The following is a 26,126-nucleotide window of genomic DNA, read 5'->3' on the forward strand; positions in this document are numbered from 1 at the left end:
GTAAAGTTCCAGGTACAGGTAAGATTACTGAACCAGGTAAACCAGCTGTGGAAGTTCCAGTAGAAACTCCAGCTAAGGTAACACCAGAAACTCTAACTCCGAATGCAGATCAGGTAGATACTAAGAATACTAATGATAATGGAGCTAAATCAAATGATTCTCAAAATGTATTGCCAAATACAGGAACAGAATCAAATGCGACTCTTGCATCTCTAGGACTTCTTGGTATGCTAGGTGGTCTCGGACTTGCTCTTGGAAAGAAAAAAGAAGACTAAAAATTTAGTCAAATGAACATTCATCCTTTTGTATTTTAACAACAAACTAGATTGATTCTGAGAGTTGCTTTATCCATAAACTACAAAGAATGATTAGATAAAAAAAGCGAACAATGCTAGAATTTTGTTAAACGGAATTCTAAGTATTGTTCGCTTTTGTGGTATAATAATTACTATGCAGAAAAAACCAACGTCAGCCTATGTGCACATCCCGTTTTGTACCCAGATTTGTTATTATTGTGACTTTTCAAAAGTTTTTATCAAGAATCAGCCGGTAGATAGTTATTTGGAACATCTGTTAGAAGAGTTTCAATCTTATGATATTCAAAAGTTGAGAACCCTCTATATCGGTGGTGGCACACCGACAGCTTTGTCAGCTTCTCAACTGGAGGTTTTATTGGATGGCTTGACTAAAAACTTGGACTTGTCTGCCTTAGAAGAGTTGACCATTGAAGCCAATCCAGGTGACTTGGATGCGGATAAGATAGCCGTTTTGAAGAACTCGGCTGTCAATCGTGTCTCTCTAGGTGTGCAGACCTTTGATGACAAGATGTTGAAAAAGATTGGGCGCAGTCATTTGGAGAAGGATATTTATGAAAATATCGACCGTCTAAAACTGGCTGGTTTTGACAATATCTCCATCGATTTGATTTATGCACTGCCAGGTCAGACCATGGAGCAGGTCAAGGACAATGTGGCTAAGGCCATTGGGCTGGATATTCCCCATATGAGTCTGTATAGCTTGATTTTAGAAAATCATACGGTCTTTATGAACCGAATGCGACGAGGGAAATTGCCTCTGCCTAAGGAGGAACTGGAAGCTGAGATGTTTGAGTATATCATCGTAGAGCTTGAGCGAGTTGGTTTTGAGCATTATGAGATTTCTAATTTCTCCAAGCCTGGTTTTGAAAGTCGCCACAATCTCATGTACTGGGACAACGCTGAATACTATGGCATCGGTGCTGGGGCATCTGGTTATGTCAATGGTGTCCGCTATAAAAATCATGGTCCGATTCGTCATTATCTCAGTGCTGTTGAGGAAGGTAATGCTCGCATCACAGAAGAGCACTTGAGTCAAAAGGAGCAGATGGAAGAAGAAATGTTCTTGGGCCTCCGCAAGAAATCAGGAGTCTCCATGGCGCGATTTGAGGAAAAATTTGGACGGTCCTTCGATGGACTTTATGGAGAAATTGTCAGAGATTTGGTTCAACAAGGTCTCATGCAAATAGACGGTGATCGCGTGCGCATGACAAAAAGAGGTCTCTTTTTAGGAGACACTGTAGCAGAACGATTTATTTTGGAGTAGGATGATGGGCTTAACTTATCAAATGAATATGAAAATTCCTTTTGATATGGCTGATATGAACGGTCATATCAAGCTTCCAGATGTGATTTTGCTATCCCTGCAAGTTTCAGGGATGCAGTCTATTGAGTTGGGGGTTAGTGATAAGACTATTTTGGAAGAGCATAATCTGGTCTGGATTATCACAGATTATGATATTGAGGTGGTTCGTTTGCCTCGTTTTGCAGAGGAAATCACTATCGAAACGGAAGCCCTGAGCTATAATCGACTTTTTTGCTACCGTCGCTTTACCATTTATGATGAAGCGGGGCAGGAGCTCATTCACATGATGGCGACCTTTGTTCTCATGGACCGAGATAGTCGAAAAGTCCATGCTGTCGAACCTGAGATTGTGGCTCCTTACCAGTCTGATTTTGATAAAAAGCTCATCCGTGGACCAAAGTATGAGTCCTTGAACGAGCCAGTCAGCAAGGATTACCATGTTCGTTTTTACGACTTGGATATGAATGGTCATGTCAATAACAGTAAGTATCTGGATTGGATTTTTGAGGTCATGGGAGCGGATTTTTTGACCCAATATATTCCCAAGAAAATCAATCTCAAGTATGTCAAGGAAGTTCGACCAGGTGGGGTGATTACATCGGCTGTTGAACGGACTGGACTGGAAAGCAAGCATGAGATCACAAGCGACGGGGCTACCAATGCCCAAGCTATCATCACTTGGCAAGAAATAAAAAAGGATTAGGAAGAAATAGATGAAATATAAAGGCTATTTAATTGATTTAGACGGAACCATTTATAAGGGGAAGGATCGAATTCCAGCAGGAGAGGCTTTTGTCCATGAATTGAAAAAGCGGGACATTCCTTATCTTTTTGTGACCAACAATACAACCCGCACTCCTGAGAGTGTTCAGCAGATGTTGGCTCAGAATTTTAATATCGATACAGCTCTATCGACTGTTTACACAGCAACTTTGGCGACTATCGATTATATGAATGATTTGGGGCTTGAAAAGACCGTCTATGTCATCGGAGAAGCAGGACTCAAAGATGCCATTAAGGCGGCGGGCTATGTCGAAGACAAGGAGAATCCTGCCTATGTAGTAGTAGGCCTGGACTGGCAAGTCGACTATGAAAAATTTGCGACAGCAACTCTTGCGATTCAAAAGGGAGCTCACTTTATCGGAACCAATCCTGACCTCAATATCCCGACAGAACGGGGTCTTTTGCCAGGTGCTGGTTCACTGATTACGCTTCTTGAAGTAGCAACACGAGTGAAGCCTGTTTATATCGGGAAACCAAATGCTATTATTATGGACAAGGCGGTTGAGCACTTAGGTTTGGAACGTGAAGAGTTAATCATGGTTGGGGATAATTACTTGACTGATATTCGAGCAGGAATTGACAATAGCATTCCAACGCTCTTGGTGACGACAGGTTTTACCAAGGCAGAAGAAGTAGCAGACCTGCCAATCGCACCGACTCATGTAGTTTCTAGCCTTGCGGAGTGGAACTTTGATGAAAACTAAATTGATCTTTTGGAGCTCTATGTTCTTTCTCCTCTCCCTCTCAATCCTTCTGACTATCTATCTGGCTTGGATCTTTTATCCTATGGAAATTCAGTGGTTGAACTTAACAAATCGAGTCTATCTAAAACCGGAAACCATTCAGTACAACTTTCATATCTTGATGAATTACCTGACCAACCCTTTTAGTCAGGTCTTGCAGATGCCTGATTTTCGTTCGTCAGCAGCTGGGCTACACCATTTTGCGGTGGTCAAAAACCTCTTTCACTTGGTTCAGCTAGTAGCCTTAGTGACACTGCCAAGTTTCTATTTCTTTATCAAAGGAATTGTGAAAAAGGGATTCTTGTCTCTCTATCGTAAAAATTTTCTGGCTTTAGTTGTCTTGCCTGTATTGATTGGTCTTGGGGGAGTTTTGATTGGTTTTGACCAATTCTTTACTCTTTTCCATCAAATTCTCTTTGTGGGAGATGATACCTGGCTTTTTGACCCAGCTAAGGATCCAGTGATTCTGATTTTGCCAGAGACCTTCTTCCTTCATGCCTTCCTCCTCTTTTTCACCCTCTATGAAAGCTTCTTTGGTTTTCTGTACCTGAAAAGTCGTAGGAAGTAAAACGAAAGACGTTTTTAATTTGTATATATAAAAAATCATATAATTTAAAACCATCGTTAAGAGTGAATTAACTAAATCCAGAATATATCAATCGTTCGCAAACAGTCTATTTTTCTTGAAAAATAGGCTTTTTTTAAAAAATCGCTAGTCAAGCGCTTTATTTTTGTGTATAATAGAAATAGCAAAGTATAGATAAGAAGAGAAAAGCATGATTACACTATTTCTATCACCGAGCTGTACATCATGTCGTAAGGCTAAGGCCTGGTTAGAAAAACATAAGGTTCCCTTTGTGGAACACAATATTATGACCAGTCCTTTAACAAGAAAAGAATTGCAACACATCCTTTCCTTGACCGAAAATGGTACTGATGACATCATTTCAACTCGTTCAAAAATTTTTCAAAAATTGAATATTGATGTAGAGAGTATTTCGGTATCGGAATTGCTTCATTTGATTGAGCAGTATCCTAGTCTTTTGCGTCGTCCAATTATTATCGATGCTAAACGCATGCAAATCGGTTTTAATGAAGATGAGATTCGTGCTTTTCTCCCTCGTAGTTATCGTAAGCAAGAACTAAAAGAAGCAAGAATGAGAGCTGGTATTAGTTAATGAACAAACAGTATAGTTACCCACTAGATTTGTCGTGGAGCACTGAAGAACTTGCTTCAGTGCTTTCTTTTTTTAATGATGTTGAAGCTGCCTATGAGGGCAAGGTAGAGGCTAAAAAGTTACTGGAATCCTATAAGGAATTCAAAGCGGTCGTGCCAAGCAAGAGCGAAGAAAAACGTTTGGGCCGAGAATTTGAAACAGTTAGTGGCTATTCGCTTTATCGAGCAGTTCAGACTGCCAAGGAAAAAGGGGAAGGGAAGATTTCTCTTGGAAAGTAAATTTGAATTTGCTAAAGAGCTTATTAAGAGAGCGGGCCAGTGCATCCTTGACCACATGCAGGAAGACTTGTGTGTTGAGACCAAGTCCTCTCCAACAGATTTGGTGACCAGACTGGACAAGGAAGTTCAGGAACTCTTGGTTGGTGAGATTTTATCCCGTTATCCTGAGGATAAGATTTGTGCTGAAGAAGGTTGTCTGCGAGCCTCGGTTCAAGAGGGCAGGGTTTGGGTTATTGATCCCATTGATGGGACCAATAACTTTGTAGCCCAGCAGGAAGATTTTGCTGTTATGATGGCTTATTTTGAGAATGGTCAAGGTCAGTTTGGTCTCATTTATGATGTGGTCAAAGGGGATTGTTACCACGGTGGCGGAGCCTTTCCAGTTTGTCTAAATGATAAGCCTCTAGCTCCTTTTAAACCAAAACCACTTGGAGATTTCCTTATTGCAGGGAATAGTGGCATGCTGGAAACCAATGAATGGGGCTTGGCTGATTTGAGTCGAGCGGTCCTCGGTGTTCGTGTCTATGGGAGTGCGGCCATTAGTTTTGCCAAGATTTTGTCAGGGCATTTATTGACCTATGTCACTTATCTGCAACCATGGGATTATGCTGCCGCTAATATTTTAGGGGAAAGTCTGGGCTATCGGGTGGTGACCCTTTCTGGTGAAACTCCTAATTTTCAAACCAGACAGCCGGTCATGATGCTACCTCTTGAGATGCAGGAGGAAATTCAGTCCTATATTTACGAAAGGAAAAGAACTTAAATGCAATTTCCAGAAGGATTTGTTGAAAAATATGAAGAGATACTAGGAGATGAGGCAAGAGATTTTCTTGCCTCTTTTGAGGAGGAAGCGGTTTCGGCTTTTCGGATCAATCCTTTAAAAGAAGCGCCAGTTTCCTTTTCTGATGCCATTCCTCAAACTCCTTGGGGCCACTACGGGAAGGTGTCTGGGAAATCGCCTGAGCATGCTACTGGTTTAGTTTATTCGCAAGAACCTGCTGCTCAGATGGTTGCTCAGGTAGCCCAGCCCAGTCCTGGTATGAAAGTCTTGGATTTGGCTGCTGCACCGGGTGGCAAATCAACTCAGCTGGCAGCCTATCTAGCAGGGGAGGGTCTCCTTGTTTCCAATGAAATTTCAAGCAAACGGGCTAAGATTTTAGTAGAAAACATGGAGCGCTTTGGAGCGACAAATGTCGTGGTGACCAATGAATCTGCTGACCGCTTGGCCAAGGTTTTTAAAGGCTATTTTGACCTCATTGTCCTTGATGCTCCTTGCTCTGGTGAAGGGATGTTTCGTAAGCAACCAGATGCTATGGACTATTGGAGCTTAGATTATCCGAGTCAATGTGCTAGCTTGCAAAGAGAAATTCTAGCAGATGCCGTGACCATGTTAGCTCAAGGTGGTCGTCTGGTTTATTCAACTTGTACCTGGGCCCCCGAGGAAAACGAAGAGATTGTCAATTGGCTACTGGAAGAGTATGATTTTGATTTGCTGCCAGTTGAACATATCAATGGAATGGTAGCTGGTATTGACCTGCCAGAAACAGCTCGGATGTACCCTCATCAGTTTAAGGGAGAGGGGCAGTTTGTAGCTCATTTACAATTTAGAGGTGACAATCCAGCTCCTAAATTTAAGGCAAGTAAGAGCAATCTCAGCCGCGAACAAGTTACTTTGTGGCAGGAATTTGCCCAAAAACACCTGAAAATCAATCTAAGGGGAATCTTGCAGACTTTTGGTGACCAACTCTATCTCCTGCCAGAATTTTTGCCAGATTTAGGGAAGCTCAAGATTGCTCGTAATGGACTGCATCTGGGTACCTTTAAGAAGAAACGCTTTGAGCCTAGTTTTGCTCTTGGTCTAGCCTTGAAACCGAGTCAGGTCAAGCAGTCGGTTGAAATTGACCAAGAAGAGTTTGTAAAGTATGTGGCTGGAGAAACTGTTCAGCTGGCAGAAAGTCTGCCAAATGGTTGGTACCAAGTTTTGGTTCAAGGCAATGGGTTGGGCTTTGCTAAGGTGACGGGAAATGTTTTGAAAAATTATTTTCCAAAAGGACTCAGATTCAAGTGAAAATGCTAGTCAAAGTAGCTTGTCTATGTTATAGTGGAAGTATGGATTTTTTTCAAATTGTCTTTCATTTTAAGTCAAAATTGGTGGAAAAGGTAATTGAGCAAATTTCTAGTAAAACTAAGCTAGCAACTTCGGTTGGCTCCCAATTTTAAAAAAGAAAAACATAAATAAATAGTTGAAAAAATTCACAGCATTCACCATTATTTTCAAGGAGAAAAACAGTGAAAAAAAGGAAAAAACTCGCTTTATCTCTTGCAGCTCTTTTGCTGGCAGGTTCTTTGGCGGGATGTGCTAGCTGGATTGATCGTGGGGAATCCATGACAGCTGTTGGTTCAACGGCTCTTCAGCCTTTGGTCGAAGCAGCAGCAGATGAATTTGGCTCTATGCACGTTGGAAAAACAGTCAACGTCCAAGGTGGAGGATCTGGTACAGGTCTGTCTCAGGTTCAGTCTGGAGCTGTTGATGTAGGAAATTCAGACGTATTTGCTGAGGAAAAAGACGGTATCAACGCATCCGCTCTAGTGGATCATAAGGTAGCCGTAGCGGGCTTGGCGGTGATTGTGAACAAGGAAGTTGATGTTGAAAATCTGACAACTGAACAACTCCGTAGCATCTTCACAGGTCAAGTAACCAACTGGAAAGAAGTCGGTGGAAAAGATCTAGCCATTTCCATTATCAACCGCGCGGCAAGTTCTGGTTCGCGTGCAACCTTTGATAGTGTTGTTATGGATGGCCAATCTGCCATTCAGAGTCAAGAACAGGATTCAAATGGGATGGTCAAAAACATTGTTTCCCAGACACCAGGAGCCATTTCTTACCTAGCTTTTGCCTATGTGGATGACTCAGTTAAACGCATGAAATTGAACGGCTATGAGCCGATTGCAGAAAATGTTACAACCAATAACTGGCCTTTGTGGTCTTATGAACACATGTATACTCTAGGTCAGCCGAATGAATTAGTGGCAGAATTTCTTAACTTTGTCCTCTCAGATGAAGCGCAAAGCGGAATTGTTAAGGGGATGGGCTATATTTCTGTCAAGGAAATGAAGGTTGAAAAAGACGCTGTTGGAACGGTGACAGCACTAGAAGGGAGTCACTAATGAATCAAGAAGAATTAGCTAAAAAATTACTTTCTCCCTCAAAGAACTCTCGTCTAGAGAAACTAGGGAAAGGCTTGACCTTTGCCTGTCTGTCTTTGATTGTCATCATTGTGGCTATGATTTTGATTTTCGTAGCCCAAAAAGGTTTGTCGACCTTCTTTGTCAATGGAGTCAATATCTTTGATTTCCTATTTGGACAAACTTGGAATCCTTCAGGTAAACAATTTGGTGCCCTTCCTATGATTTTGGGTTCCTTTATTGTCACAATCCTATCAGCCCTTATCGCAACTCCTTTTGCCATTGGTGCGGCAGTCTTTATGACGGAGGTTTCACCAAAAGGTGCTAGAATCTTACAACCAGCAATTGAATTGCTAGTCGGGATTCCTTCAGTCGTGTATGGATTTATCGGTTTGCAGGTCGTAGTTCCCTTTGTCCGTAGTGTATTTGGTGGGACTGGTTTTGGAATTTTGTCAGGTATTTTTGTACTCTTTGTCATGATTTTACCGACGGTAACCTTTATGACAACGGACAGCTTGCGTGCGGTGCCTCGTCATTACCGCGAGGCTAGTTTGGCTATGGGGGCCACTCGTTGGCAAACTATCTGGCGCGTAACCTTGAAGGCAGCGCGTTCAGGGATTTTCACCGCTGTTGTCTTTGGGATGGCGCGTGCCTTTGGTGAGGCTTTGGCTATTCAGATGGTAGTTGGAAACTCAGCCGTTGTCCCAACTTCACTAACAACACCTGCTGCGACCTTGACTTCTGTCTTGACCATGGGTATCGGAAATACCGTTATGGGAACCGTTGACAATAACGTTCTCTGGTCTTTGGCTTTAGTCTTACTCTTGATGAGTTTGGCCTTCAACAGTGTGATTAAATTGATTACGAAAGAAAGAGGAAAGAAAAACTATGCACGCTAAGAAATTAGATAAAATTGCAACAGCTGTCCTCTACTCGATTGCAGGAATTATTGTTGCCATCTTGGCATCCTTGATTCTTTATATCTTGGTTCGTGGTTTGCCCCACATCTCTTGGTCTTTCTTGACCGGCAAATCATCTTCCTACCAAGCAGGTGGAGGGATTGGAATTCAGCTCTATAATTCCTTCTTCCTTTTGGTCATCACCTTGATTATCTCTGTTCCTTTATCTATGGGGGCTGGGATTTTCCTAGCTGAATATGCCAAAAAAGGTCCTGTGACCAATTTTGTCAGAACCTGTATTGAAATCTTGTCTTCATTGCCATCAGTGGTTGTAGGTCTCTTTGGTTACTTGATCTTTGTAGTTCAGTTTGAGTATGGATTTTCAATTATTTCAGGTGCCTTGGCCTTGACGGTCTTTAACCTTCCTCAGATGACTCGAAATGTTGAGGACAGTTTGAAACATGTTCACCATACGCAGCGTGAAGCTGGTCTGGCCCTTGGGATTTCTCGTTGGGAGACTGTGGTCCATGTGGTCATTCCAGAAGCCCTTCCAGGTATTGTAACGGGGGTTGTCTTGGCCTCTGGTCGTATCTTTGGTGAGGCGGCTGCTCTTATCTATACAGCAGGACAATCCGCTCCAGCCTTAGACTGGTCTAACTGGAATATTCTCAGTGTGACCAGCCCAATCTCTATTTTCCGTCAAGCAGAAACCTTGGCTGTCCACATCTGGAAAGTCAACAGTGAAGGTACTATTCCAGATGGCACCATCGTATCAGCAGGTTCTGCAGCCGTGCTCCTCATCTTTATCCTCATCTTTAACTTTGGGGCCCGCAAACTCGGAAGCTACCTACATAAGAAATTAACCGCTGCCTAAAGGAGAAGCCATGTCAAAATATAATTGGGATGAAAAGCATATCATCACCTTTCCTGAAGAGAAAGTGGCCCTCTCTACTAAGGATTTACATGTTTACTACGGTAAAAAAGAATCCATCAAGGGCATCGATATGCAATTTGAAAAAAATAAAATTACAGCCTTAATTGGCCCATCTGGATCAGGGAAATCAACCTACCTCCGCAGCCTCAACCGTATGAATGATACCATTGATATTGCCAAGGTCACAGGTCAAATTCTCTATCAAGGGATTGATGTCAACCGTCCAGAAATCAACGTCTATGAGATGCGTAAGCACATTGGAATGGTCTTCCAACGCCCAAATCCCTTTGCCAAGTCTATCTATCGCAACATCACTTTTGCCCATGAACGTGCAGGTGTTAAGGGCAAGCAAGTCTTGGATGAAATTGTGGAAACCTCTCTTCGTCAGGCTGCCCTTTGGGATCAGGTCAAAGATGATTTGCACAAGTCAGCCTTGACCCTATCAGGTGGTCAGCAGCAACGTCTCTGTATTGCTCGTGCTATTTCGGTTAAACCAGATATTCTCTTGATGGATGAGCCGGCGTCAGCCTTGGATCCGATTGCAACAGCCCAGCTGGAAGAAACCATGTTGGAATTGAAGAAAGACTTTACCATCATCATCGTGACCCACAGTATGCAGCAGGCTGCGCGTGCTAGTGACTACACAGGATTTTTCTACTTGGGTGACTTGATTGAGTATGATAAGACGTCTAATATTTTCCAAAATGCCAAACTACAGTCAACCAATGACTACGTAACAGGACACTTTGGATAGAAAGGAAACAGTATGACAGAAGCGATTTTACAGGTGTCAGACCTGTCCGTTTACTACAATCAAAAGAAGGCCTTGAATAGTGTTTCCCTATCTTTCCAACCTAAGGAAATTACAGCCTTGATCGGTCCATCTGGATCAGGGAAGTCAACTCTCCTCAAGGCCATCAACCGCATGGGGGATCTTAATCCAGAGGTGACCACAACTGGTTCGGTGGTTTACAATGGTCACAACATCTACAGTCCGCGTACAGATACAGTTGAATTGCGGAAGGAAATCGGTATGGTTTTCCAACAACCGAACCCTTTCCCTATGTCTATCTACGAAAATGTTGTTTACGGGCTTCGTATCAATGGAGTTAAGGACAAGCAGGTTCTGGATGAAGCAGTAGAAAAAGCCTTGCAACGAGCTTCCATCTGGGATGAGGTCAAGGATCGCCTACATGATTCAGCTATCGGGCTTTCAGGTGGACAACAGCAACGTGTCTGTGTTGCCCGTGTCTTGGCAACCAGTCCTAAAATCATTCTTTTGGATGAACCGACTTCAGCCTTGGATCCTATCTCGGCTGGTAAGATTGAGGAAACCTTGTATGGTTTAAAAGATAAATACACTATGCTCTTGGTTACGCGTTCCATGCAACAAGCCTCTCGTATCTCTGACAAGACAGGATTTTTCCTAGATGGAGATCTGATCGAGTTTAACGATACCAAGAAGATGTTCCTCACCCCACAACACAAGGAAACAGAAGATTATATTTCAGGAAAATTTGGATAAGGAGATAAATGATGTTACGTTCTCAATTTGAAGAAGATTTAGAGAAATTGCACAACCAGTTCTATGCTATGGGACAAGAAGTGCTATCTCAAATCAATCGTACAGTGCGTGCCTTTGTCACGCATGACCGTGATTTGGCCAAAGAAGTCATCGAAGACGATGCAGAAGTAAACGAATACGAAGTGAAATTGGAGAAGAAATCATTTGAAATGATTGCCCTCCAGCAGCCAGTTTCTCAAGACTTGCGTACCGTTCTAACCGTCTTGAAAGCTGTATCTGACTTGGAACGTATGGGTGACCATGCCGTTTCTATTGCTAAAGCGGCAATTCGTATGAAGGGGGAGCAACGTATCCCAGCTGTTGAAGAAGAAATCAAGAGAATGGGTCGCGATGTCAAGAACTTCGTCGAAGCAGCCCTTGAACTCTATCTCAATGGTTCAGTGGACCAGGCCTATGAAGTAGCAGCCATGGACGAAAAAATCAACCATTACTTTGATAGCATTCGTGACTTGGCTACAGAAGAAATTAAGAAAAATCCAGATGCCATCGTTACAGGTCGTGATTACTTCCAAGTGATTGCTTTCTTGGAACGTATCGGAGACTATGCCAAAAATATCTGTGAATGGGTTGTTTACTTTGAAACAGGTAAGATTGTCGAACTATAAAATAGATTTATTCTGTATAAAAAGGAGCTTGAAATCAACCGACAGCTCCTTTTTTGAATTAAAAAAATATTTTTAAGATAAAAATTCAAAAAAACACTTGACAAGCAACTTGGATAGCGTTATAATTATACAAAATTAACAGAAGGATTGTTTATTTATGAAATCAAAAAAATGGATATTTGTTTTATGTAGTTTTCTTGCAAGTTTCTTCTTAGTGGCTTGCCAGTCAGGTTCGAATGGTTCTCAGTCAGCTGTTGAAGCCATTAAGCAAAAGGGGAAATTAGTTGTGGCGACCAGTCCTGACTATGCACCTTTTGAATTCCAATCCTTAGTTGACGGGAAAAATCAGGTAGTCGGTGCAGATATTGATATGGCTCAGGCTATTGCTGATGAACTTGGGGTGAAGTTGGAAATTTCAAGCATGAGTTTTGACAATGTCTTAACCAGTCTTCAAACTGGTAAGGCTGACCTAGCTGTCGCAGGAATTAGCGCTACTGATGAGAGAAAAGAAGTCTTTGATTTTTCAATCCCTTACTATGAAAACAAGATTAGTTTCTTGGTTCGTAAGGCTGATGTAGAAAAATACAAGGATGTAACTAGCCTTGAAAGTGCTAATATTGCAGCCCAAAAAGGGACTGTTCCTGAATCAATGGTCAAGGAACAATTGCCAAAAGCGCAATTGACTTCCCTGACTAATATGGGTGAAGCTGTCAATGAGTTACAGGCTGGAAAAGTAGATGCTGTTCACATGGATGAGCCTGTTGCCCTTAGTTATGTTGCTAAAAATGCCGATCTAGCTGTCGCAACTGTCAGCTTGAAGATGAAGGATGGCGAAGCCAATGCAGTTGCCTTTAGAAAAAATAGTGTTGATTTAAAAGAAGTGGTGGACAAGGTTATCCAAAAACTCAAGGATGACGGTACCTACCAAAAGTATCTTGAAAAGGCAGCAAGCCTAACAGAAGTTGAACAATAAGAAAAAAGCAGAGTTGGAAGTCATTCCAATTCTGCTTTTAAATAGTCTAAAACATTTTCCAGATTGTCTAGGGACACCTTGACAAATTGATAAGGACAGGCACCCAAGTATGCCTCTTCAAAGAAGTCTAAGCCCAGCTGGCTGTGCTTGAGACTGGCGATTTTAGGGTACTGTCTGAGATCAAGTAATAAACCATCGTGTAGGGGATAATGAGGGAGGGGACAAGGTGTTTTAGCTAGTCTTTCCTCAATCTGTTTTTGGTAAGCTTCCTGATTGGATAAGCGAGCTAGCCGATTTTTCTCAAATAATTGACTGTCAATATAGAGTGACAGGGCTTTTTGCATGATGAGGTTGCTGTCATAGTCTAGGATATTTTTGTAGGCCACAAAGGCTTCTTTGATAGCATTTGGCAGGATGAGTGCTGTTATCCGCAGAGCTGGAAAGAGGCTGGTTGAGAAGGACTTGATATAAATGACGCGCTCCTCTGTATCCAGATAGTGGAAGGTCTGGCCCTTCTTGGAGTCCAAATCACCCAGATAGTCGTCCTCTACGATATAGACTCCATATTTGGCAGCTAAGTCAAGAATATCCCGTTTGTCCTGCTCTGAATAGGAATGCCCCAGAGGATAGTGAAAACGAGGAATGGTATAGAAAAACTTAATTTTTCCTGTTTTGAAGTGGACTTCCAGTTCCTCCAAGTCAATCCCATCAATGCCTCGTTCAATCGTTTGATAATTCAGCCCCTGAGCAATCAAGAGACGATTCATCCGATGGTAGGTCGGTTGTTCCACCAAGATTTCCTTGGCTTGGCTAGGAAAGGATATTTGAGAAAGGATGAAAAGGGCTTGTTGGGTTCCAGAAGTCAGTACAAGTTGATCAGCCTTGCAGTAGAGAGCTTGGTCAAAGAGGAGTTTATGAATGGATTGTCTTAAGTCTTCTAATCCTTCTTGGTTGTCATAGTAGTTAAAAAGGTAGTTTTCCCGGCCAATCAAGGTTTCGTTAACACAGAGTCGGAAATCGTCATAGGCACTGGCATGTTCGTCAGTGACTTCGATTTCTAGATCCTGGTGTTGCCCTTGTTCTAGGACATAGTAACCACTCTGAGGCTTGGCATAGAGGTATTGTTCGTGCCGTAATTCCAACAGTGCCCTCTGGATGGTGTCCTTGCTACAGTGAAAGTCAAGGCTCAGTTGACGGATAGAAGGCAGACGACTTCCCGTCGGAAATCGTCCAGACTCGATGCCATTTTTTAGATAAGCTACGACCTCTTGGTACTTGCTTTGTTTCTTCATTCCAAACCTCCCTTGATTTTGTTACATTGTACCTTTTTTTTTCCTTTTTGGCAATGTCTAGAGTGTTTCTCTCGTTCACATCTAGGGGCAAATGTGGTATACTTAGGAGTAAGATTTACATAATAACAGACAAGAAAGAGAATGGATAAGAACGTGCAGGAACCAGTGAAATTATTTCAATACAATACCCTTGGAGCCTTGATGGCCGGCCTTTATGGTGGTACCATGACAGTGGGAGAATTGCTAGAGCATGGTGACCTTGGTTTGGGAACCTTGGATTCCATTGATGGAGAATTGATTATCTTAGATGGCAAGGCTTATCAGGCCAAAGGGTCTGGAGACCAGCCAGAGATTGTGGAAGTGTCGCCAGATGCCCTTATTCCTTATGCAGCAGTAGTACCGCACCAGGCAGAGGTCATTTTCCGCCAGCGGTTTGAGATGACAGACAAGGAATTAGAAGAGCGAATCGAGTCTTATTATGATGGGGAAAATCTTTTCCGCTCTATCAAGATTCGTGGGGAATTTTCACATATGCATGTTCGCATGATTCCCAAGTCGACACCAGATACCAAGTTTGCTGATGTCGCAACCCATCAACCGGAATATAGTCGTGACAATGTGGCGGGGACCATTGTTGGTTTCTGGACGCCTGAAATTTTCCATGGGGTCAGTGTGGCAGGCTACCATCTGCACTTCATTTCAGATGATTTGACCTTCGGTGGACATGTTATGGACTTTGTCATCAAGGGAGGTATTATCGAGGTGGGAGCTGTTGACCAATTGGATCAACGTTTTCCTGTCCAAGACCGTCAATACTTGTTTGCTAAGTTCAATGTTGAAGAGATGAGAAAAGATATTGAAAAGGCAGAATAGGAGACGAAAATGACCACTCATATTATCATTACCATGGTGCTGTTGCTGGCTCTCTTGCTAGGAAGCATTTGGTATGCCAAAAAGAAATACCAGATTAATCTAGCTGTCTTGGGCTTGGGGGCCGTTGCTTTCTTTGTCTCTTCACAGATTTTAGAAAAACTGGTGCATATCTTGGTTTTACATCCTCAAAAAGACGGTAGTATTACCCTCTTGAAAGACCATCCGCTTGTCTATATCATCTATGGCCTAGCCATGGCAGCATTTTTTGAGGAAACTGCTCGTCTTATTTTCTTCAAATGGTTGGAGAAAAAGAGAAGTTTGGAAAAGGCAGATGCCTTGGCTTATGGATTGGGGCATGGTGGCTTGGAGTTGATTTTCCTAGGTCTTACTAGTTTGCTTAATCTCTACATCGTTCTCTCAGCAGTTCAAACGCAAAATCCACAGGTCATGCAATTGCTGTCTGAAAATATGTTGAAAACTATTCAGTCGCTATCAGTCTGGCAGATTTATTTGCTTGGTTTTGAGAGAATCTTGGCGCTAGGTTTCCAATTACTCTTGACTGTTTGGGTTTACCAAGCTGTTCGCCAGAAAAAATGGATTTATCTCCTAGCAGCCTATGGTCTACATGCCTTCTTTGACCTGGTACCATCTCTAGCTCAAGTAGGATGGATTACAAGTCCAGTCTTGGTTGAAGTTATTCTATTAGTTGAACTTTTCCTAGTTGCCTATGGAACTAAGGCAATCTTTTGCAAAAAATCATAAGAAAAGGGGGAAACCTCTTTTTTTGTTTAAAATAAGCCCAAGATTTTTTTAGGGTCGTCAAATGGTCTTAAAAATGGTATAATGGAATGAATTTTGTAAAAGGAAGAGTGTCATGTCAGTAAAAGAAAAAATGCTTGAAATTTTAGAAGGGATTGATATCCATTTTAAAGAACCCTTGCATAGCTATAGTTATACAAAAGTAGGTGGAGAAGCTGATTATCTGGTCTTTCCACGAAATCATTTTGAGTTGGCTCGCGTTGTTAAATTTGCCAATCAAGAAAATATTCCTTGGATGGTTCTTGGAAATGCCAGCAACATCATTGTTCGTGATGGTGGGATTCGTGGATTTGTCATCTTGTGTGACAAGCTCAATAATGTTTCCGTTGATGGTTATACCATCGAAGCTGAAGCTGGTGCTAACTTGATTGAAACAACTCGCATTGCCCTTCGTCATAGTTTGACTGGCTTTGAGTTTGCTTGTGGCATTCCAGGGAGCGTTGGTGGTGCTGTCTTTATGAATGCGGGTGCCTATGGTGGCGAGATTTCCCATATCTTACAGTCTTGTAAGGTCTTGACCAAGGATGGAGAAATCGAGACCCTGTCTGTCAAGGATTTGGCTTTTGGTTACCGCCACTCAGCAATTCAAGAGTCTGGTGCAGTTGTCTTGTCAGCTAAATTTGCCCTTGCTCCAGGAAACCATCAGGTTATCAAGCAAGAAATGGATCGCTTGACGCATCTACGTGAACTCAAGCAACCTTTAGAATATCCATCTTGTGGTTCGGTCTTTAAGCGTCCAGTAGGTCATTTTGCAGGTCAATTAATTTCAGAAGCTGGCTTGAAAGGCTATCGTATTGGTGGAGTAGAAGTCTCAGAAAAACACGCAGGTTTTATGATTAATGTTGCTGACGGAACGGCTAAAGACTACGAGGACTTGATTGAGTCTGTTATCGAAAAAGTCAAAGAACACTCTGGCGTTACTCTTGAGAGAGAGGTCCGTATTTTAGGTGAAAGCAAGTAGGAAGCTGTAGTTAAAAAGCTGCTGCTATGTCATGGAAAGGGGATGAAAGCCTATCGTCAGTGCAGAAGAATGTAGGCAGTTCAATCTCCTACACGAGGTAGTAGCGGCCTGACAGAGCCATGATCTGTTAATCTATGAAAAAGAAGGAATAAATGACAATTGAAAAAACCAATTATTGAATTCAAAAACGTCTCTAAAGTTTTTGAAGACAGCAATACCAAGGTTCTCAAAGACATCAACTTTGAGTTGGAAGAAGGGAAATTCTACACTCTTTTAGGCGCATCTGGGTCAGGGAAATCAACCATCCTAAACATCATTGCAGGGTTACTGGATGCTACGACAGGAGATATTTTACTGGACGGTGTCCGAATCAATGACATCCCAACCAACAAGCGAGACGTCCATACGGTCTTCCAATCCTATGCCTTGTTTCCACATATGAATGTGTTTGAAAATGTTGCCTTTCCACTTCGCTTGCGTAAAATTGACAAGAAAGAAATCGAGAAACGCGTAGCGGAAGTTCTCAAGATGGTTCAGTTGGAAGGTTATGAAAAACGTTCCATCCGCAAACTTTCTGGAGGACAACGTCAGCGTGTGGCTATTGCCCGTGCCATCATCAACCAACCTCGTGTGGTTTTGTTGGACGAGCCTCTGTCAGCGCTTGACTTAAAATTACGAACAGATATGCAGTACGAACTGCGTGAACTGCAACAACGATTGGGCATTACCTTTGTCTTTGTTACCCACGATCAGGAAGAAGCACTAGCCATGAGTGACTGGATTTTTGTTATGAATGATGGCGAGATTGTCCAGTCTGGAACACCTGTGGATATCTACGATGAGCCGATTAACCATTTTGTTGCAACCTTTATCGGGGAGTCGAACATCTTGCCTGGTACCATGATTGAGGACTACTTGGTTGAGTTTAACGGCAAACGCTTCGAAGCGGTCGATGGAGGGATGAAGCCAAATGAACCTGTTGAGGTCGTTATTCGTCCAGAGGACTTGCGGATTACCCTTCCTGAAGAAGGCAAGCTCCAAGTTAAGGTGGATACTCAACTTTTCCGTGGGGTGCACTATGAGATTATCGCCTATGACGAGCTTGGAAATGAATGGATGATCCACTCAACCCGTAAGGCTATTGTGGGTGAGGAAATCGGTCTGGACTTTGAACCAGAAGACATCCATATCATGCGTCTCAACGAAACCGAAGAAGAGTTCGATGCCCGTATCGAAGAATACGTGGAAATCGAAGAGCAAGAAGCAGGTTTGATTAATGCAATCGAGGAGGAAAGAGATGAAGAAAACAAGCTCTAAACTCTTTGTAGTGCCCTACATGCTTTGGATTGCCCTCTTTGTCCTGGCACCCTTGGTCTTGATTTTCGGACAATCCTTTTTCAATATCGAAGGCCAGCTTAGTTTAGAAAACTATAAATCTTACTTTGCGTCACAAAACTTGACCTACCTAAAAATGAGCTTCAACTCTGTACTCTATGCAGGGATTGTGACCTTTATGACCCTGCTTATCAGTTATCCGACAGCCCTCTTTTTGACCCGTCTCAAGCACCGTCAACTCTGGCTCATGCTGATTATCCTGCCGACTTGGATCAACCTTCTTCTTAAGGCCTATGCCTTTATTGGGATTTTTGGTCATAATGGCTCTATTAACCAATTTTTGGAATTTATCGGAATCGGTTCACAACAGTTGCTCTTTACCGATTTCTCCTTTATCTTTGTCGCAAGCTACATCGAGCTTCCCTTTATGATTTTGCCTATTTTCAATATCTTGGACGATATGGATAACAATCTCATCAATGCCAGCTATGACTTGGGTGCGACCAAGTGGGAGACCTTCCGTCATGTCATCTTCCCTCTGTCTATGAATGGTGTGAGAAGTGGGGTTCAGTCCGTCTTTATCCCCAGCTTGAGTCTCTTCATGCTGACCCGTTTGATTGGTGGGAACCGCGTTATCACCTTGGGGACTGCCATTGAGCAGAACTTCCTGACCAATGACAATTACGGTATGGGTTCAACCATCGGTGTGATTCTCATCCTGACCATGTTCATCACCATGTGGGTGACTAAGGAAAGGAGAGAACGATGAAAAAATTTGCTAACATTTATCTGGGAATGGTCTTTCTTGTCCTCTACCTGCCAATCTTTTACCTGATTGGCTATGCCTTTAACGCAGGCAATGACATGAATAGCTTTACAGGCTTTAGCTTGAGCCATTTTAAAACTATGTTTGGCGATGGTCGCCTTATGTTGATTGTGACTCAGACCTTTTTCTTGGCCTTCCTGTCAGCCTTGATTGCGACAATTATCGGGACTTTCGGTGCTATTTACATTTATCAGTCTCGTAAGAAATACCAAGAAGCCTTTCTATCGCTCAATAATATCCTTATGGTTGCACCTGACGTTATGATTGGTGCCAGCTTCTTGATTCTCTTTACTCAACTCAAGTTTTCACTTGGTTTTTTGACAGTTCTTTCTAGTCACGTGGCCTTCTCCATCCCTATCGTGGTCTTGATGGTCTTGCCTCGTCTCAAGGAAATGAACGGCGACATGATTCATGCGGCTTACGACTTGGGAGCCAGTCAATTTCAGATGTTCAAGGAAATCATGCTTCCTTACCTGACACCGTCTATCATTGCAGGTTATTTCATGGCCTTCACCTATTCGCTAGATGACTTTGCCGTGACCTTCTTCGTAACGGGAAATGGCTTTTCAACCCTGTCAGTCGAGATTTACTCTCGTGCTCGCAAGGGGATTTCGCTAGAAATCAATGCCCTGTCTGCCCTTGTCTTTCTCTTTAGTATTATCCTAGTGGTTGGTTATTACTTTATCTCACGTGAGAAGGAGGAGCAAGCATGAAAAAACTCTATTCATTTTTAGCAGGAATTGTAGCCATTATCCTCGTCTTATGGGGAATTGCGACTCATCTAGACAGTAAAATCAATAGCCGAGATAGTCAAAAATTGGTTATCTACAACTGGGGAGACTATATTGATCCTGAACTCTTGACTCAGTTTACAGAAGAGACAGGAATCCAAGTCCAGTATGAGACCTTTGACTCCAACGAAGCCATGTACACCAAGATCAAGCAGGGTGGAACGACCTACGATATTGCCATTCCTAGTGAATACATGATTAACAAGATGAAGGACGAAGACCTCTTGGTACCACTTGATTATTCAAAACTTGAAGGTCTTGAAAATATCGGACCAGAGTTCCTCAACCAGTCCTTTGACCTGGGTAATAAATTCTCTATCCCTTACTTCTGGGGAACCTTGGGAATTGTCTACAATGAAACAATGGTAGATGAGGCGCCTGAGCATTGGGATGACCTTTGGAAACCAGAGTATAAGAACTCTATCATGCTCTTTGATGGGGCGCGTGAGGTATTGGGACTCGGGCTTAACTCGCTTGGTTACAGCCTCAACTCCAAGGATTCACAGCAGTTGGAAGAGACAGTAGACAAACTCTACAAATTGACTCCAAATATTAAGGCCATCGTGGCGGACGAGATGAAGGGTTACATGATTCAGAACAATGCTGCTATCGGCGTGACCTTCTCTGGTGAAGCCAGCCAAATGCTAGAAAAAAATGAAAATCTACGCTATGTGGTACCGACAGAGGCCAGCAACCTTTGGTTTGACAATATGGTCATTCCCAAAACAGTCAAAAACCAAGACGCAGCCTATGCATTTATCAACTTTATGTTGAAACCCGAAAATGCTCTCAAAAATGCAGAGTATGTCGGCTATTCAACACCAAACCTACCAGCTAAGGAACTGCTCCCAGAGGAGAAAAAAGAAGACAAAGCATTCTATCCAGATGCTGAAACCATGAAACACCTAGAAGTTTATGAGAAATTTGACCATAAATGGACAGGAAAATATAGCGACCTCTTCCTACAGTTTAAAATGTATAGGAAGTAGGAGCTAAACGGATGAAAACGAATCAGTCAGCTGGTTCGTTTTTTTATGTAAAAGGAAATTTTTATAACGGTATCTTTTTCTATGATAGTTGCTTATTTGCCTGTCTAGTAGTATACTAAGTTTAACCTTACAGAAAGCGGTAACAAATAATGAAAATGTCTACTTTTTTCAAAAAAAGTTATTGGCCAACATTAATGATTTTTAACCAAACATATATACTATTCTATCTAAAGGATGGTTTGGATCGACAATACCTAACAACTGATTCCATATATTTGGTGATAGGAAACTTTATATTTTGGAATATTTTCGTAGCTATTTTTAGCAATTCGAAAATGTGGGATAAAAGTTGGGATAAAAAGAGTGATAGCAGTAAGAAAAAATATATCCTGAAAAAGTAAGAAGAGATGTAGGGAATGGGTTATTTAAATGGGGATCATTTCCAGTTGACGCAAGCTTAAAAAAACGATATAATAAGAAAGTTGAGAATTGATTTTCAGTTGTCTTAGTCCAGAGAAATGGCGGTGCTGCGAGCCATCTAAGCTAGGAAGTCATGCTACTCAATCATACAATTGCATAAGAATAAGAGAATGACAAGTTCATTGAATGAAGGTGGTACCGCGGTTTTTCGCCCTTCGTGATATGAACTTGTCTTTTGATTTTTTGGATGTGTTGATGAAAACATTTCTTGTCAAACAAAAGTTTCGTCTTGGAGGCGAGCGCTTTGCTATCAAGGATGACAGGGGAGAAATCGCCTATCAGGTAGAGGGATCATTTTTTAAAATTCCCAAAACCTTTACTATCTATGATGCATTTGGTAACCAAGTCAGTGAGATTAGTAAAGAGATTTGGACTCTACTTCCTCGTTTTGAGATTCAGCTTCAGGATGGATCGAGTTTTGTAATTCGTAAGAAGTTGACCTTCTGGCGAGATAAGTATGAGTTTGATAATCTGGGGCTTCGTATCGAGGGCAATATCTGGGATTTGAATTTCAAACTACTGGATGATCGTGATCAGTTGATTGCGGAAATCAGGAAAGAACTCTTTCATCTGACCTCTACCTATACCGTAACGGTTCTGGAGGACGCTTATGCAGATCTAGTCATTTCCCTCTGTGTCGCTATTGACTATGTGGAAATGCTGGAAAGTCAATCAAATTAAACAAGCAATAAGGAGACAATATGAAACAACTATCTAGTGCACAAGTACGCCAAATGTGGCTTGACTTCTGGGCGACTAAAGGTCACTCAGTAGAACCATCAGTGAGTTTGGTTCCTGTAAATGATCCAACTCTTTTGTGGATCAACTCTGGGGTAGCAACCCTTAAGAAATACTTTGATGGAACCATTATCCCTGAAAATCCACGTATTACTAATGCCCAAAAAGCGATTCGTACTAACGACATCGAAAACGTAGGGAAGACAGCACGTCACCATACCATGTTTGAAATGTTGGGGAATTTCTCTATTGGGGATTACTTCCGTGATGAGGCTATCACTTGGGCTTATGAGCTTTTGACAAGCCCTGAGTGGTTTGACTTCCCAGCTGAAAAACTGTACATGACCTACTATCCAGACGATAAAGATTCTTACAACCGTTGGATTGAAGTGGGAGTGGATCCAAGTCACTTGATTCCTATTGAGGACAACTTCTGGGAAATCGGTGCTGGGCCTTCTGGACCTGATACAGAGATTTTCTTTGACCGTGGAGAAGCTTTTGACCCAGAAAATATCGGTCTTCGCCTTCTTGCAGAAGATATTGAAAACGACCGTTATATCGAAATCTGGAACATCGTTTTGTCACAATTTAACGCGGATCCTGCTGTTCCTCGTAGCGAGTACAAGGAATTGCCACACAAGAACATTGATACGGGCGCTGGTTTGGAGCGTTTGGTGGCAGTTATCCAAGGGGCTAAGACAAACTTTGAAACAGACCTCTTCATGCCAATCATTCGTGAAGTGGAGAAATTGTCTGGTAAGGTTTATGACCAAGATGGCGACAACATGAGCTTCAAGGTCATCGCTGACCACATCCGTTCTCTTTCATTTGCCATCGGTGATGGTGCCCTTCCAGGAAATGAAGGTCGTGGTTATGTCCTTCGCCGTCTTCTCCGTCGTGCTTCTATGCATGGTCAAAAATTGGGAATCAACGAGCCTTTCCTTTACAAATTGGTTCCAACTGTTGGTAAAATCATGGAAAGCTACTACCCAGAAGTGCTTGAAAAACGTGACTTTATCGAAAAAATCGTTAAGAGCGAAGAAGAATCATTTGCTCGTACCCTTCACTCAGGTCAACACTTTGCCCAAGGCATTGTGGCAGACTTGAAAGAAAAAGGTCAATCTGTCATTGCTGGTCAAGATGTATTCAAACTTTATGACACTTATGGATTCCCAGTTGAATTGACTGAAGAAATTGCTGAAGAAGCTGGTATGACTGTTGACCGTGAAGGATTTGAAGCAGCCATGAAAGAACAGCAAGAACGCGCGCGTGCCTCAGCTGTCAAAGGTGGTTCAATGGGTATGCAAAATGAAACCCTTCAAAACATCACAGTGGAAAGTCGCTTTAACTATGAAGCATCACAATTGTCTTCTAAATTGGTTGCTATCGTGGCTGACAATGCAGAAGTAGAAGCAGTGTCAGAAGGAACTGCCTCACTTATCTTTGCGGAAACTCCATTTTACGCTGAAATGGGTGGACAGGTAGCTGACCACGGACAAATCTTGGATGAGTCAGGTAAGGTCGTGGCTACTGTGACCAATGTTCAAAAAGCACCAAACGGACAAGCTCTTCATACAGTTGAGGTACTTGCACCGCTTGCCTTGAACCAAGAATATACCTTGGCAATTGATACAAATCGTCGTCACCGTGTTATGAAAAACCACACTGCGACTCACTTGCTTCACGCTGCACTTCACAATATCCTTGGAAACCACGCAACACAGGCAGGATCTCTTAACGAAGTTGAATTCCTTCGCTTTGACTTTACCCACTTCCAAGCAGTTACTGCTGAAGAATTGCGTGCTATTGAACAGCAAGTCAACGAAAAAATCTGGGAAGCTCTTGAAGTGAAGACAGTTGAAACGGATATTGACACTGCTAAAGAAATGGGTGCGATGGCTCTCTTTGGTGAGAAATACGGCAAGGAAGTCCGTGTTGTTACTATCGGTGACTACTCTATCGAGCTTTGTGGTGGTACCCACGTTGGCAACACTTCTGAAATTGGTCTCTTCAAGATTGTCAAAGAAGAAGGAATCGGTTCAGGAACTCGCCGTATCTTGGCAGTGACTGGTAAGGAAGCCTTTGAAGCCTACCGTGAACAAGAGGACGCTCTTAAAGCTGTCGCAGCAACTCTTAAAGCACCTCAAGTTAAGGAAGTTCCTCACAAGGTAGAAGGACTTCAAGAACAACTTCGTCAATTGCAAAAAGAAAATGCTGAGTTGAAAGAAAAAGCCGCAGCTGCAGCCGCAGGCGATATTTTCAAAGACGTTAAGGAAGTCAACGGTCACCGTTACATTGCTAGCCAAGTATCTGTATCTGATGCCGGTGCCCTTCGTACCTTTGCGGACAACTGGAAACAAAAAGACTACTCTGATCTTCTTGTCCTAGTTGCCGCTATCGGTGACAAAGTCAATGTCCTTGTAGCAAGTAAAACAAAAGACCTTCATGCAGGAAACCTTGTCAAAGAATTAGCACCAATCGTTGATGGACGTGGTGGTGGTAAACCAGACATGGCCATGGCAGGAGGAAGCAACCAAGCGAAAATCCAAGAATTGTTGGATGCAGTAGCAGGTAAATTGTAAGATAATAAAGATCTATCCACTTGGGTAGGTCTTTTTGTAACTACAAAAAAGCCAAATCCGCTTGGACCTGGCTTGATAATTATAGGCTATTAGATAGTATTAGCTGCCCAGACACTTACAGATCTTGCTGAGACTGGGAATTGTCCATAACCTTCCTCATTAATTGTAACTTGACCTTGGTGGTTTTCAAGTAAATCTACAAAGGTTTGGTTAGCCCATTCTTGGCCGACAAACATTGACTTGCTGTTTTCTTGGTCATTTGAGATAAGGACTGCGATTGGGGATTGATTTTCAGCACCTGAGCGTACCCAACCGATACAGTTAGCATCATCAAAGTAGTCATTTTGTTCTCCATAGGCCAAATCTTTTCGGATGACTAGGAGGCGGCCAAGAACTTCTTTGAAATCTTGTTGAGCATACTGCCCTGAAATCCCATAGTAGTCTCCGTAAAAAACACATGGAAGGCCGTCTTGGCGTAATAGAATGAGAGCATAGGCTGCTGGTTTGAACCATTCTTCAACAGTAGACTCAAGGGCTTGTCCTCGTTGTGTATCATGATTGTCGACAAAGGTTACAGCCTTGTCGGGCTTGAGTTCAACCAAGCTATCTGTGAAAATACCACGAAGGTCATAGTTTGCGCCAGCTTGACTGGCTTCAAAGAGATTCTGGTGGAGACGAACATCAACAAGGTCGAATCGTTCTTCCGTTTTTTCAAGGTAGTCTAGATTGGCTTCCTTGTCAGGATTCCAAAATTCACCAAAAACATAGAAATTCTCACCGTATTTTTCCTTCATATCACGGATAAAATTGCGCATGAAGAAAGAGTCGATGTGCTTAACGGCATCCAAGCGGAAACCAGCTACACCAGTGGTTTCCATGAACCAGTCAGCCCAGTCATAGATGTTTTGGATGACTTCAGGATGCTTAAAGTCTAGGTCGGCATACATGAGGTAGTCGTAGTTTCCGTTTTCGTTATCGACCAATTCCTCATTTGCCCAGCCCTTGTTGTCCCCTTGGATCAGATAAATCCCAGACTTGCTGCGTTTGGCATCGTAGTCTGTACCTGTGAAGTGGTACCAGTGCCAGTGGAAGTCATTGTAGGTATCTTGGCGTCCATCGAAGGTAAAGTTAGTCCAGCCATTGATGGTGAAGGGTTCTCCAAGTTCAACTGTACGGTCTACTGGATCAACTTCGATAACCTGAAAGGCTTCCCTGTGATCTGCAGCAGCCTTGTGGTTGAGAACTACATCGGCCATGGGTTGAATTCCCTGCGCTTTTAGGGCTTGAATAGCTTGAAGATAGTCTTCTTTAAAACCATATTTGGTGCGGACAGTTCCTTTTTGGTTAAACTCTCCTAGGTCGAATAAGTCATAGACCCCATAGCCTACATCTTTTTCATTGGTAGCCTTGAAAGCTGGTGGCATCCAGACATGGCTGATACCGAGATCAGCTAGGTGTTGAGCATCTTCAGCCAGACGCGTCCAGTGCTGACCGTCGTGAGGCAGATACCATTCAAAGTATTGCATGAGTGTTTGATTTTGCATGATGTTTCCTCTTACTTGTCAATCTTGTTCTTTATTCTATCATAAAGTATCGGTTAGCTCAAACGTTTGCGTAAAACTGAATAATAAGTTTTTGACTATCTTATATAAAATG

General features: G+C 42.5%; 28 protein-coding genes. 26 read left to right on the forward strand and 2 right to left on the reverse strand.

Annotated elements, in window-relative coordinates:
- From EII37_RS00850 to EII37_RS00925, 16 genes are all read left to right on the forward strand, one after another.
- Positions 1 to 275: LPXTG cell wall anchor domain-containing protein (locus EII37_RS00850; protein ID WP_124787272.1), on the forward strand; the 275-nt coding region annotated here is incomplete at its 5' end.
- A gap of 175 nt (positions 276 to 450) precedes the next feature.
- Positions 451 to 1,581, forward strand: coding sequence for a radical SAM family heme chaperone HemW (hemW, locus tag EII37_RS00855; RefSeq protein WP_124787273.1), 1,131 nt, complete (start codon positions 451 to 453; stop codon positions 1,579 to 1,581).
- A gap of 4 nt (positions 1,582 to 1,585) precedes the next feature.
- Positions 1,586 to 2,323, forward strand: a complete 738-nt coding sequence (locus tag EII37_RS00860) for an acyl-[acyl-carrier-protein] thioesterase (protein WP_124787274.1) — start codon at positions 1,586 to 1,588, stop codon at positions 2,321 to 2,323.
- 10 nt (positions 2,324 to 2,333) lie between these two features.
- Positions 2,334 to 3,107, forward strand: coding sequence for a TIGR01457 family HAD-type hydrolase (locus EII37_RS00865; RefSeq protein WP_124787275.1), 774 nt, complete (start codon positions 2,334 to 2,336; stop codon positions 3,105 to 3,107).
- On the forward strand, positions 3,097 to 3,714 hold the full coding sequence (locus EII37_RS00870) for a TIGR01906 family membrane protein (RefSeq protein ID WP_124787276.1): 618 nt from the start codon (positions 3,097 to 3,099) through the stop codon (positions 3,712 to 3,714). The genes EII37_RS00865 and EII37_RS00870 overlap by 11 nt, the downstream gene beginning before the upstream one ends.
- Before the next feature lie 208 nt (positions 3,715 to 3,922).
- The gene (locus tag EII37_RS00875) at positions 3,923 to 4,324 is read left to right on the forward strand and encodes a Spx/MgsR family RNA polymerase-binding regulatory protein (RefSeq protein WP_000631259.1); all 402 of its coding nucleotides are present in this window, start codon (positions 3,923 to 3,925) and stop codon (positions 4,322 to 4,324) included.
- Complete coding sequence (locus tag EII37_RS00880) at positions 4,324 to 4,602, forward strand: UPF0223 family protein (RefSeq protein ID WP_124787277.1); 279 nt, start codon at positions 4,324 to 4,326, stop codon at positions 4,600 to 4,602. Before EII37_RS00875 ends, EII37_RS00880 begins: the two co-directional genes overlap by 1 nt.
- Positions 4,592 to 5,365 carry an inositol monophosphatase family protein gene (locus EII37_RS00885; RefSeq protein WP_124787278.1) on the forward strand — a complete coding sequence of 258 codons (774 nt, stop codon included), beginning with the start codon at positions 4,592 to 4,594 and terminating at the stop codon, positions 5,363 to 5,365. Before EII37_RS00880 ends, EII37_RS00885 begins: the two co-directional genes overlap by 11 nt.
- Positions 5,366 to 6,670 carry an RsmF rRNA methyltransferase first C-terminal domain-containing protein gene (locus EII37_RS00890; protein WP_124787279.1) on the forward strand — a complete coding sequence of 435 codons (1,305 nt, stop codon included), beginning with the start codon at positions 5,366 to 5,368 and terminating at the stop codon, positions 6,668 to 6,670.
- 221 nt (positions 6,671 to 6,891) lie between these two features.
- On the forward strand, positions 6,892 to 7,770 hold the full coding sequence (locus EII37_RS00895) for a phosphate ABC transporter substrate-binding protein PstS family protein (protein ID WP_124787280.1): 879 nt from the start codon (positions 6,892 to 6,894) through the stop codon (positions 7,768 to 7,770).
- Positions 7,770 to 8,687 carry a phosphate ABC transporter permease subunit PstC gene (gene pstC, locus EII37_RS00900; RefSeq protein WP_001070903.1) on the forward strand — a complete coding sequence of 306 codons (918 nt, stop codon included), beginning with the start codon at positions 7,770 to 7,772 and terminating at the stop codon, positions 8,685 to 8,687. The genes EII37_RS00895 and pstC overlap by 1 nt, the downstream gene beginning before the upstream one ends.
- On the forward strand, positions 8,677 to 9,561 hold the full coding sequence (gene pstA / locus EII37_RS00905) for a phosphate ABC transporter permease PstA (RefSeq protein WP_000543046.1): 885 nt from the start codon (positions 8,677 to 8,679) through the stop codon (positions 9,559 to 9,561). Before pstC ends, pstA begins: the two co-directional genes overlap by 11 nt.
- A 10-nt stretch (positions 9,562 to 9,571) precedes the next feature.
- Positions 9,572 to 10,375: a phosphate ABC transporter ATP-binding protein PstB gene (gene pstB / locus EII37_RS00910; protein WP_124787281.1), complete on the forward strand. Its 804-nt coding sequence runs from the start codon at positions 9,572 to 9,574 to the stop codon at positions 10,373 to 10,375.
- A gap of 12 nt (positions 10,376 to 10,387) precedes the next feature.
- On the forward strand, positions 10,388 to 11,146 hold the full coding sequence (pstB, locus tag EII37_RS00915; RefSeq protein WP_124787282.1) for a phosphate ABC transporter ATP-binding protein PstB: 759 nt from the start codon (positions 10,388 to 10,390) through the stop codon (positions 11,144 to 11,146).
- An 11-nt stretch (positions 11,147 to 11,157) separates the two neighbouring features.
- Complete coding sequence (phoU, locus tag EII37_RS00920; RefSeq protein ID WP_000946458.1) at positions 11,158 to 11,811, forward strand: phosphate signaling complex protein PhoU; 654 nt, start codon at positions 11,158 to 11,160, stop codon at positions 11,809 to 11,811.
- 157 nt (positions 11,812 to 11,968) lie between these two features.
- Positions 11,969 to 12,784: an ABC transporter substrate-binding protein gene (locus EII37_RS00925; protein WP_124787283.1), complete on the forward strand. Its 816-nt coding sequence runs from the start codon at positions 11,969 to 11,971 to the stop codon at positions 12,782 to 12,784.
- 20 nt (positions 12,785 to 12,804) lie between these two features.
- Here the strand turns inward: EII37_RS00925 and EII37_RS00930 are convergent, their stop codons facing one another.
- Positions 12,805 to 14,076, reverse strand: coding sequence for a PLP-dependent aminotransferase family protein (locus EII37_RS00930; RefSeq protein ID WP_124787284.1), 1,272 nt, complete (start codon positions 14,074 to 14,076; stop codon positions 12,805 to 12,807).
- Positions 14,077 to 14,217: 141 nt separating this feature from the next.
- On the opposite strand from EII37_RS00930, the gene budA reads away from it, so the two are divergent.
- The 10 genes from budA to alaS all read left to right on the forward strand — a co-directional run bounded on the left by budA (position 14,218) and on the right by alaS (position 24,470).
- Entirely contained in the window at positions 14,218 to 14,949 is a 732-nt protein-coding gene (budA, locus tag EII37_RS00935) for an acetolactate decarboxylase (RefSeq protein ID WP_124787285.1), read from the forward strand.
- Between the two features lie 9 nt (positions 14,950 to 14,958).
- Positions 14,959 to 15,711, forward strand: coding sequence for a YhfC family intramembrane metalloprotease (locus EII37_RS00940; RefSeq protein WP_124787286.1), 753 nt, complete (start codon positions 14,959 to 14,961; stop codon positions 15,709 to 15,711).
- Between the two features lie 112 nt (positions 15,712 to 15,823).
- The gene (gene murB, locus EII37_RS00945; protein WP_124787287.1) at positions 15,824 to 16,729 is read left to right on the forward strand and encodes a UDP-N-acetylmuramate dehydrogenase; all 906 of its coding nucleotides are present in this window, start codon (positions 15,824 to 15,826) and stop codon (positions 16,727 to 16,729) included.
- Between the two features lie 159 nt (positions 16,730 to 16,888).
- Positions 16,889 to 18,046, forward strand: a complete 1,158-nt coding sequence (locus EII37_RS00950; protein WP_000742895.1) for an ABC transporter ATP-binding protein — start codon at positions 16,889 to 16,891, stop codon at positions 18,044 to 18,046.
- Positions 18,027 to 18,833 (forward strand): ABC transporter permease, encoded by an 807-nt coding sequence (locus tag EII37_RS00955; RefSeq protein WP_124787288.1) that lies wholly within the window; start codon positions 18,027 to 18,029, stop codon positions 18,831 to 18,833. Before EII37_RS00950 ends, EII37_RS00955 begins: the two co-directional genes overlap by 20 nt.
- Positions 18,830 to 19,603 (forward strand): ABC transporter permease, encoded by a 774-nt coding sequence (locus EII37_RS00960; RefSeq protein WP_124787289.1) that lies wholly within the window; start codon positions 18,830 to 18,832, stop codon positions 19,601 to 19,603. The genes EII37_RS00955 and EII37_RS00960 overlap by 4 nt, the downstream gene beginning before the upstream one ends.
- Positions 19,600 to 20,670, forward strand: a complete 1,071-nt coding sequence (locus EII37_RS00965; protein ID WP_124787290.1) for an ABC transporter substrate-binding protein — start codon at positions 19,600 to 19,602, stop codon at positions 20,668 to 20,670. Before EII37_RS00960 ends, EII37_RS00965 begins: the two co-directional genes overlap by 4 nt.
- A 149-nt stretch (positions 20,671 to 20,819) precedes the next feature.
- Complete coding sequence (locus tag EII37_RS00970; protein ID WP_084862450.1) at positions 20,820 to 21,071, forward strand: hypothetical protein; 252 nt, start codon at positions 20,820 to 20,822, stop codon at positions 21,069 to 21,071.
- A gap of 274 nt (positions 21,072 to 21,345) precedes the next feature.
- The gene (locus EII37_RS00975; protein ID WP_049488628.1) at positions 21,346 to 21,831 is read left to right on the forward strand and encodes an LURP-one-related/scramblase family protein; all 486 of its coding nucleotides are present in this window, start codon (positions 21,346 to 21,348) and stop codon (positions 21,829 to 21,831) included.
- A gap of 20 nt (positions 21,832 to 21,851) precedes the next feature.
- On the forward strand, positions 21,852 to 24,470 hold the full coding sequence (alaS, locus tag EII37_RS00980; protein ID WP_124787291.1) for an alanine--tRNA ligase: 2,619 nt from the start codon (positions 21,852 to 21,854) through the stop codon (positions 24,468 to 24,470).
- Between the two features lie 89 nt (positions 24,471 to 24,559).
- On the opposite strand, the gene EII37_RS00985 is transcribed toward alaS, so the two are convergent.
- On the reverse strand, positions 24,560 to 26,014 hold the full coding sequence (locus tag EII37_RS00985) for an alpha-amylase (protein ID WP_124787292.1): 1,455 nt from the start codon (positions 26,012 to 26,014) through the stop codon (positions 24,560 to 24,562).
- Between the last annotated feature and the right edge of the window lie 112 nt (positions 26,015 to 26,126).

Origin of the sequence: Streptococcus sp. OH4692_COT-348, assembly GCF_003859975.1 — a bacterium.
Classification (GTDB): Bacteria; Bacillota; Bacilli; order Lactobacillales; family Streptococcaceae; genus Streptococcus.

Excerpts from the sequence above, each read along its gene's own strand:
- EII37_RS00860 (WP_124787274.1), top strand. The coding sequence starts at position 1,586 with ATGGGCTTAACTTATCAAATGAATATGAAAATTCCTTTTGATATGGCT.
- pstB (WP_124787282.1), top strand. The coding sequence starts at position 10,388 with ATGACAGAAGCGATTTTACAGGTGTCAGACCTGTCCGTTTACTACAAT.
- EII37_RS00890 (WP_124787279.1), top strand. The coding sequence starts at position 5,366 with ATGCAATTTCCAGAAGGATTTGTTGAAAAATATGAAGAGATACTAGGA.
- EII37_RS00870 (WP_124787276.1), top strand. The coding sequence starts at position 3,097 with ATGAAAACTAAATTGATCTTTTGGAGCTCTATGTTCTTTCTCCTCTCC.
- hemW (WP_124787273.1), top strand. The coding sequence starts at position 451 with ATGCAGAAAAAACCAACGTCAGCCTATGTGCACATCCCGTTTTGTACC.
- EII37_RS00965 (WP_124787290.1), top strand. The coding sequence starts at position 19,600 with ATGAAAAAACTCTATTCATTTTTAGCAGGAATTGTAGCCATTATCCTC.
- EII37_RS00955 (WP_124787288.1), top strand. The coding sequence starts at position 18,027 with ATGAAGAAAACAAGCTCTAAACTCTTTGTAGTGCCCTACATGCTTTGG.
- phoU (WP_000946458.1), top strand. The coding sequence starts at position 11,158 with ATGTTACGTTCTCAATTTGAAGAAGATTTAGAGAAATTGCACAACCAG.
- EII37_RS00940 (WP_124787286.1), top strand. The coding sequence starts at position 14,959 with ATGACCACTCATATTATCATTACCATGGTGCTGTTGCTGGCTCTCTTG.
- EII37_RS00875 (WP_000631259.1), top strand. The coding sequence starts at position 3,923 with ATGATTACACTATTTCTATCACCGAGCTGTACATCATGTCGTAAGGCT.
- EII37_RS00925 (WP_124787283.1), top strand. The coding sequence starts at position 11,969 with ATGAAATCAAAAAAATGGATATTTGTTTTATGTAGTTTTCTTGCAAGT.
- EII37_RS00975 (WP_049488628.1), top strand. The coding sequence starts at position 21,346 with ATGAAAACATTTCTTGTCAAACAAAAGTTTCGTCTTGGAGGCGAGCGC.
- EII37_RS00930 (WP_124787284.1), bottom strand. The coding sequence starts at position 14,076 with ATGAAGAAACAAAGCAAGTACCAAGAGGTCGTAGCTTATCTAAAAAAT.
- EII37_RS00960 (WP_124787289.1), top strand. The coding sequence starts at position 18,830 with ATGAAAAAATTTGCTAACATTTATCTGGGAATGGTCTTTCTTGTCCTC.
- pstC (WP_001070903.1), top strand. The coding sequence starts at position 7,770 with ATGAATCAAGAAGAATTAGCTAAAAAATTACTTTCTCCCTCAAAGAAC.
- budA (WP_124787285.1), top strand. The coding sequence starts at position 14,218 with ATGGATAAGAACGTGCAGGAACCAGTGAAATTATTTCAATACAATACC.
- murB (WP_124787287.1), top strand. The coding sequence starts at position 15,824 with ATGTCAGTAAAAGAAAAAATGCTTGAAATTTTAGAAGGGATTGATATC.
- pstB (WP_124787281.1), top strand. The coding sequence starts at position 9,572 with ATGTCAAAATATAATTGGGATGAAAAGCATATCATCACCTTTCCTGAA.
- pstA (WP_000543046.1), top strand. The coding sequence starts at position 8,677 with ATGCACGCTAAGAAATTAGATAAAATTGCAACAGCTGTCCTCTACTCG.
- EII37_RS00880 (WP_124787277.1), top strand. The coding sequence starts at position 4,324 with ATGAACAAACAGTATAGTTACCCACTAGATTTGTCGTGGAGCACTGAA.
- alaS (WP_124787291.1), top strand. The coding sequence starts at position 21,852 with ATGAAACAACTATCTAGTGCACAAGTACGCCAAATGTGGCTTGACTTC.
- EII37_RS00985 (WP_124787292.1), bottom strand. The coding sequence starts at position 26,014 with ATGCAAAATCAAACACTCATGCAATACTTTGAATGGTATCTGCCTCAC.
- EII37_RS00970 (WP_084862450.1), top strand. The coding sequence starts at position 20,820 with ATGAAAATGTCTACTTTTTTCAAAAAAAGTTATTGGCCAACATTAATG.
- EII37_RS00865 (WP_124787275.1), top strand. The coding sequence starts at position 2,334 with ATGAAATATAAAGGCTATTTAATTGATTTAGACGGAACCATTTATAAG.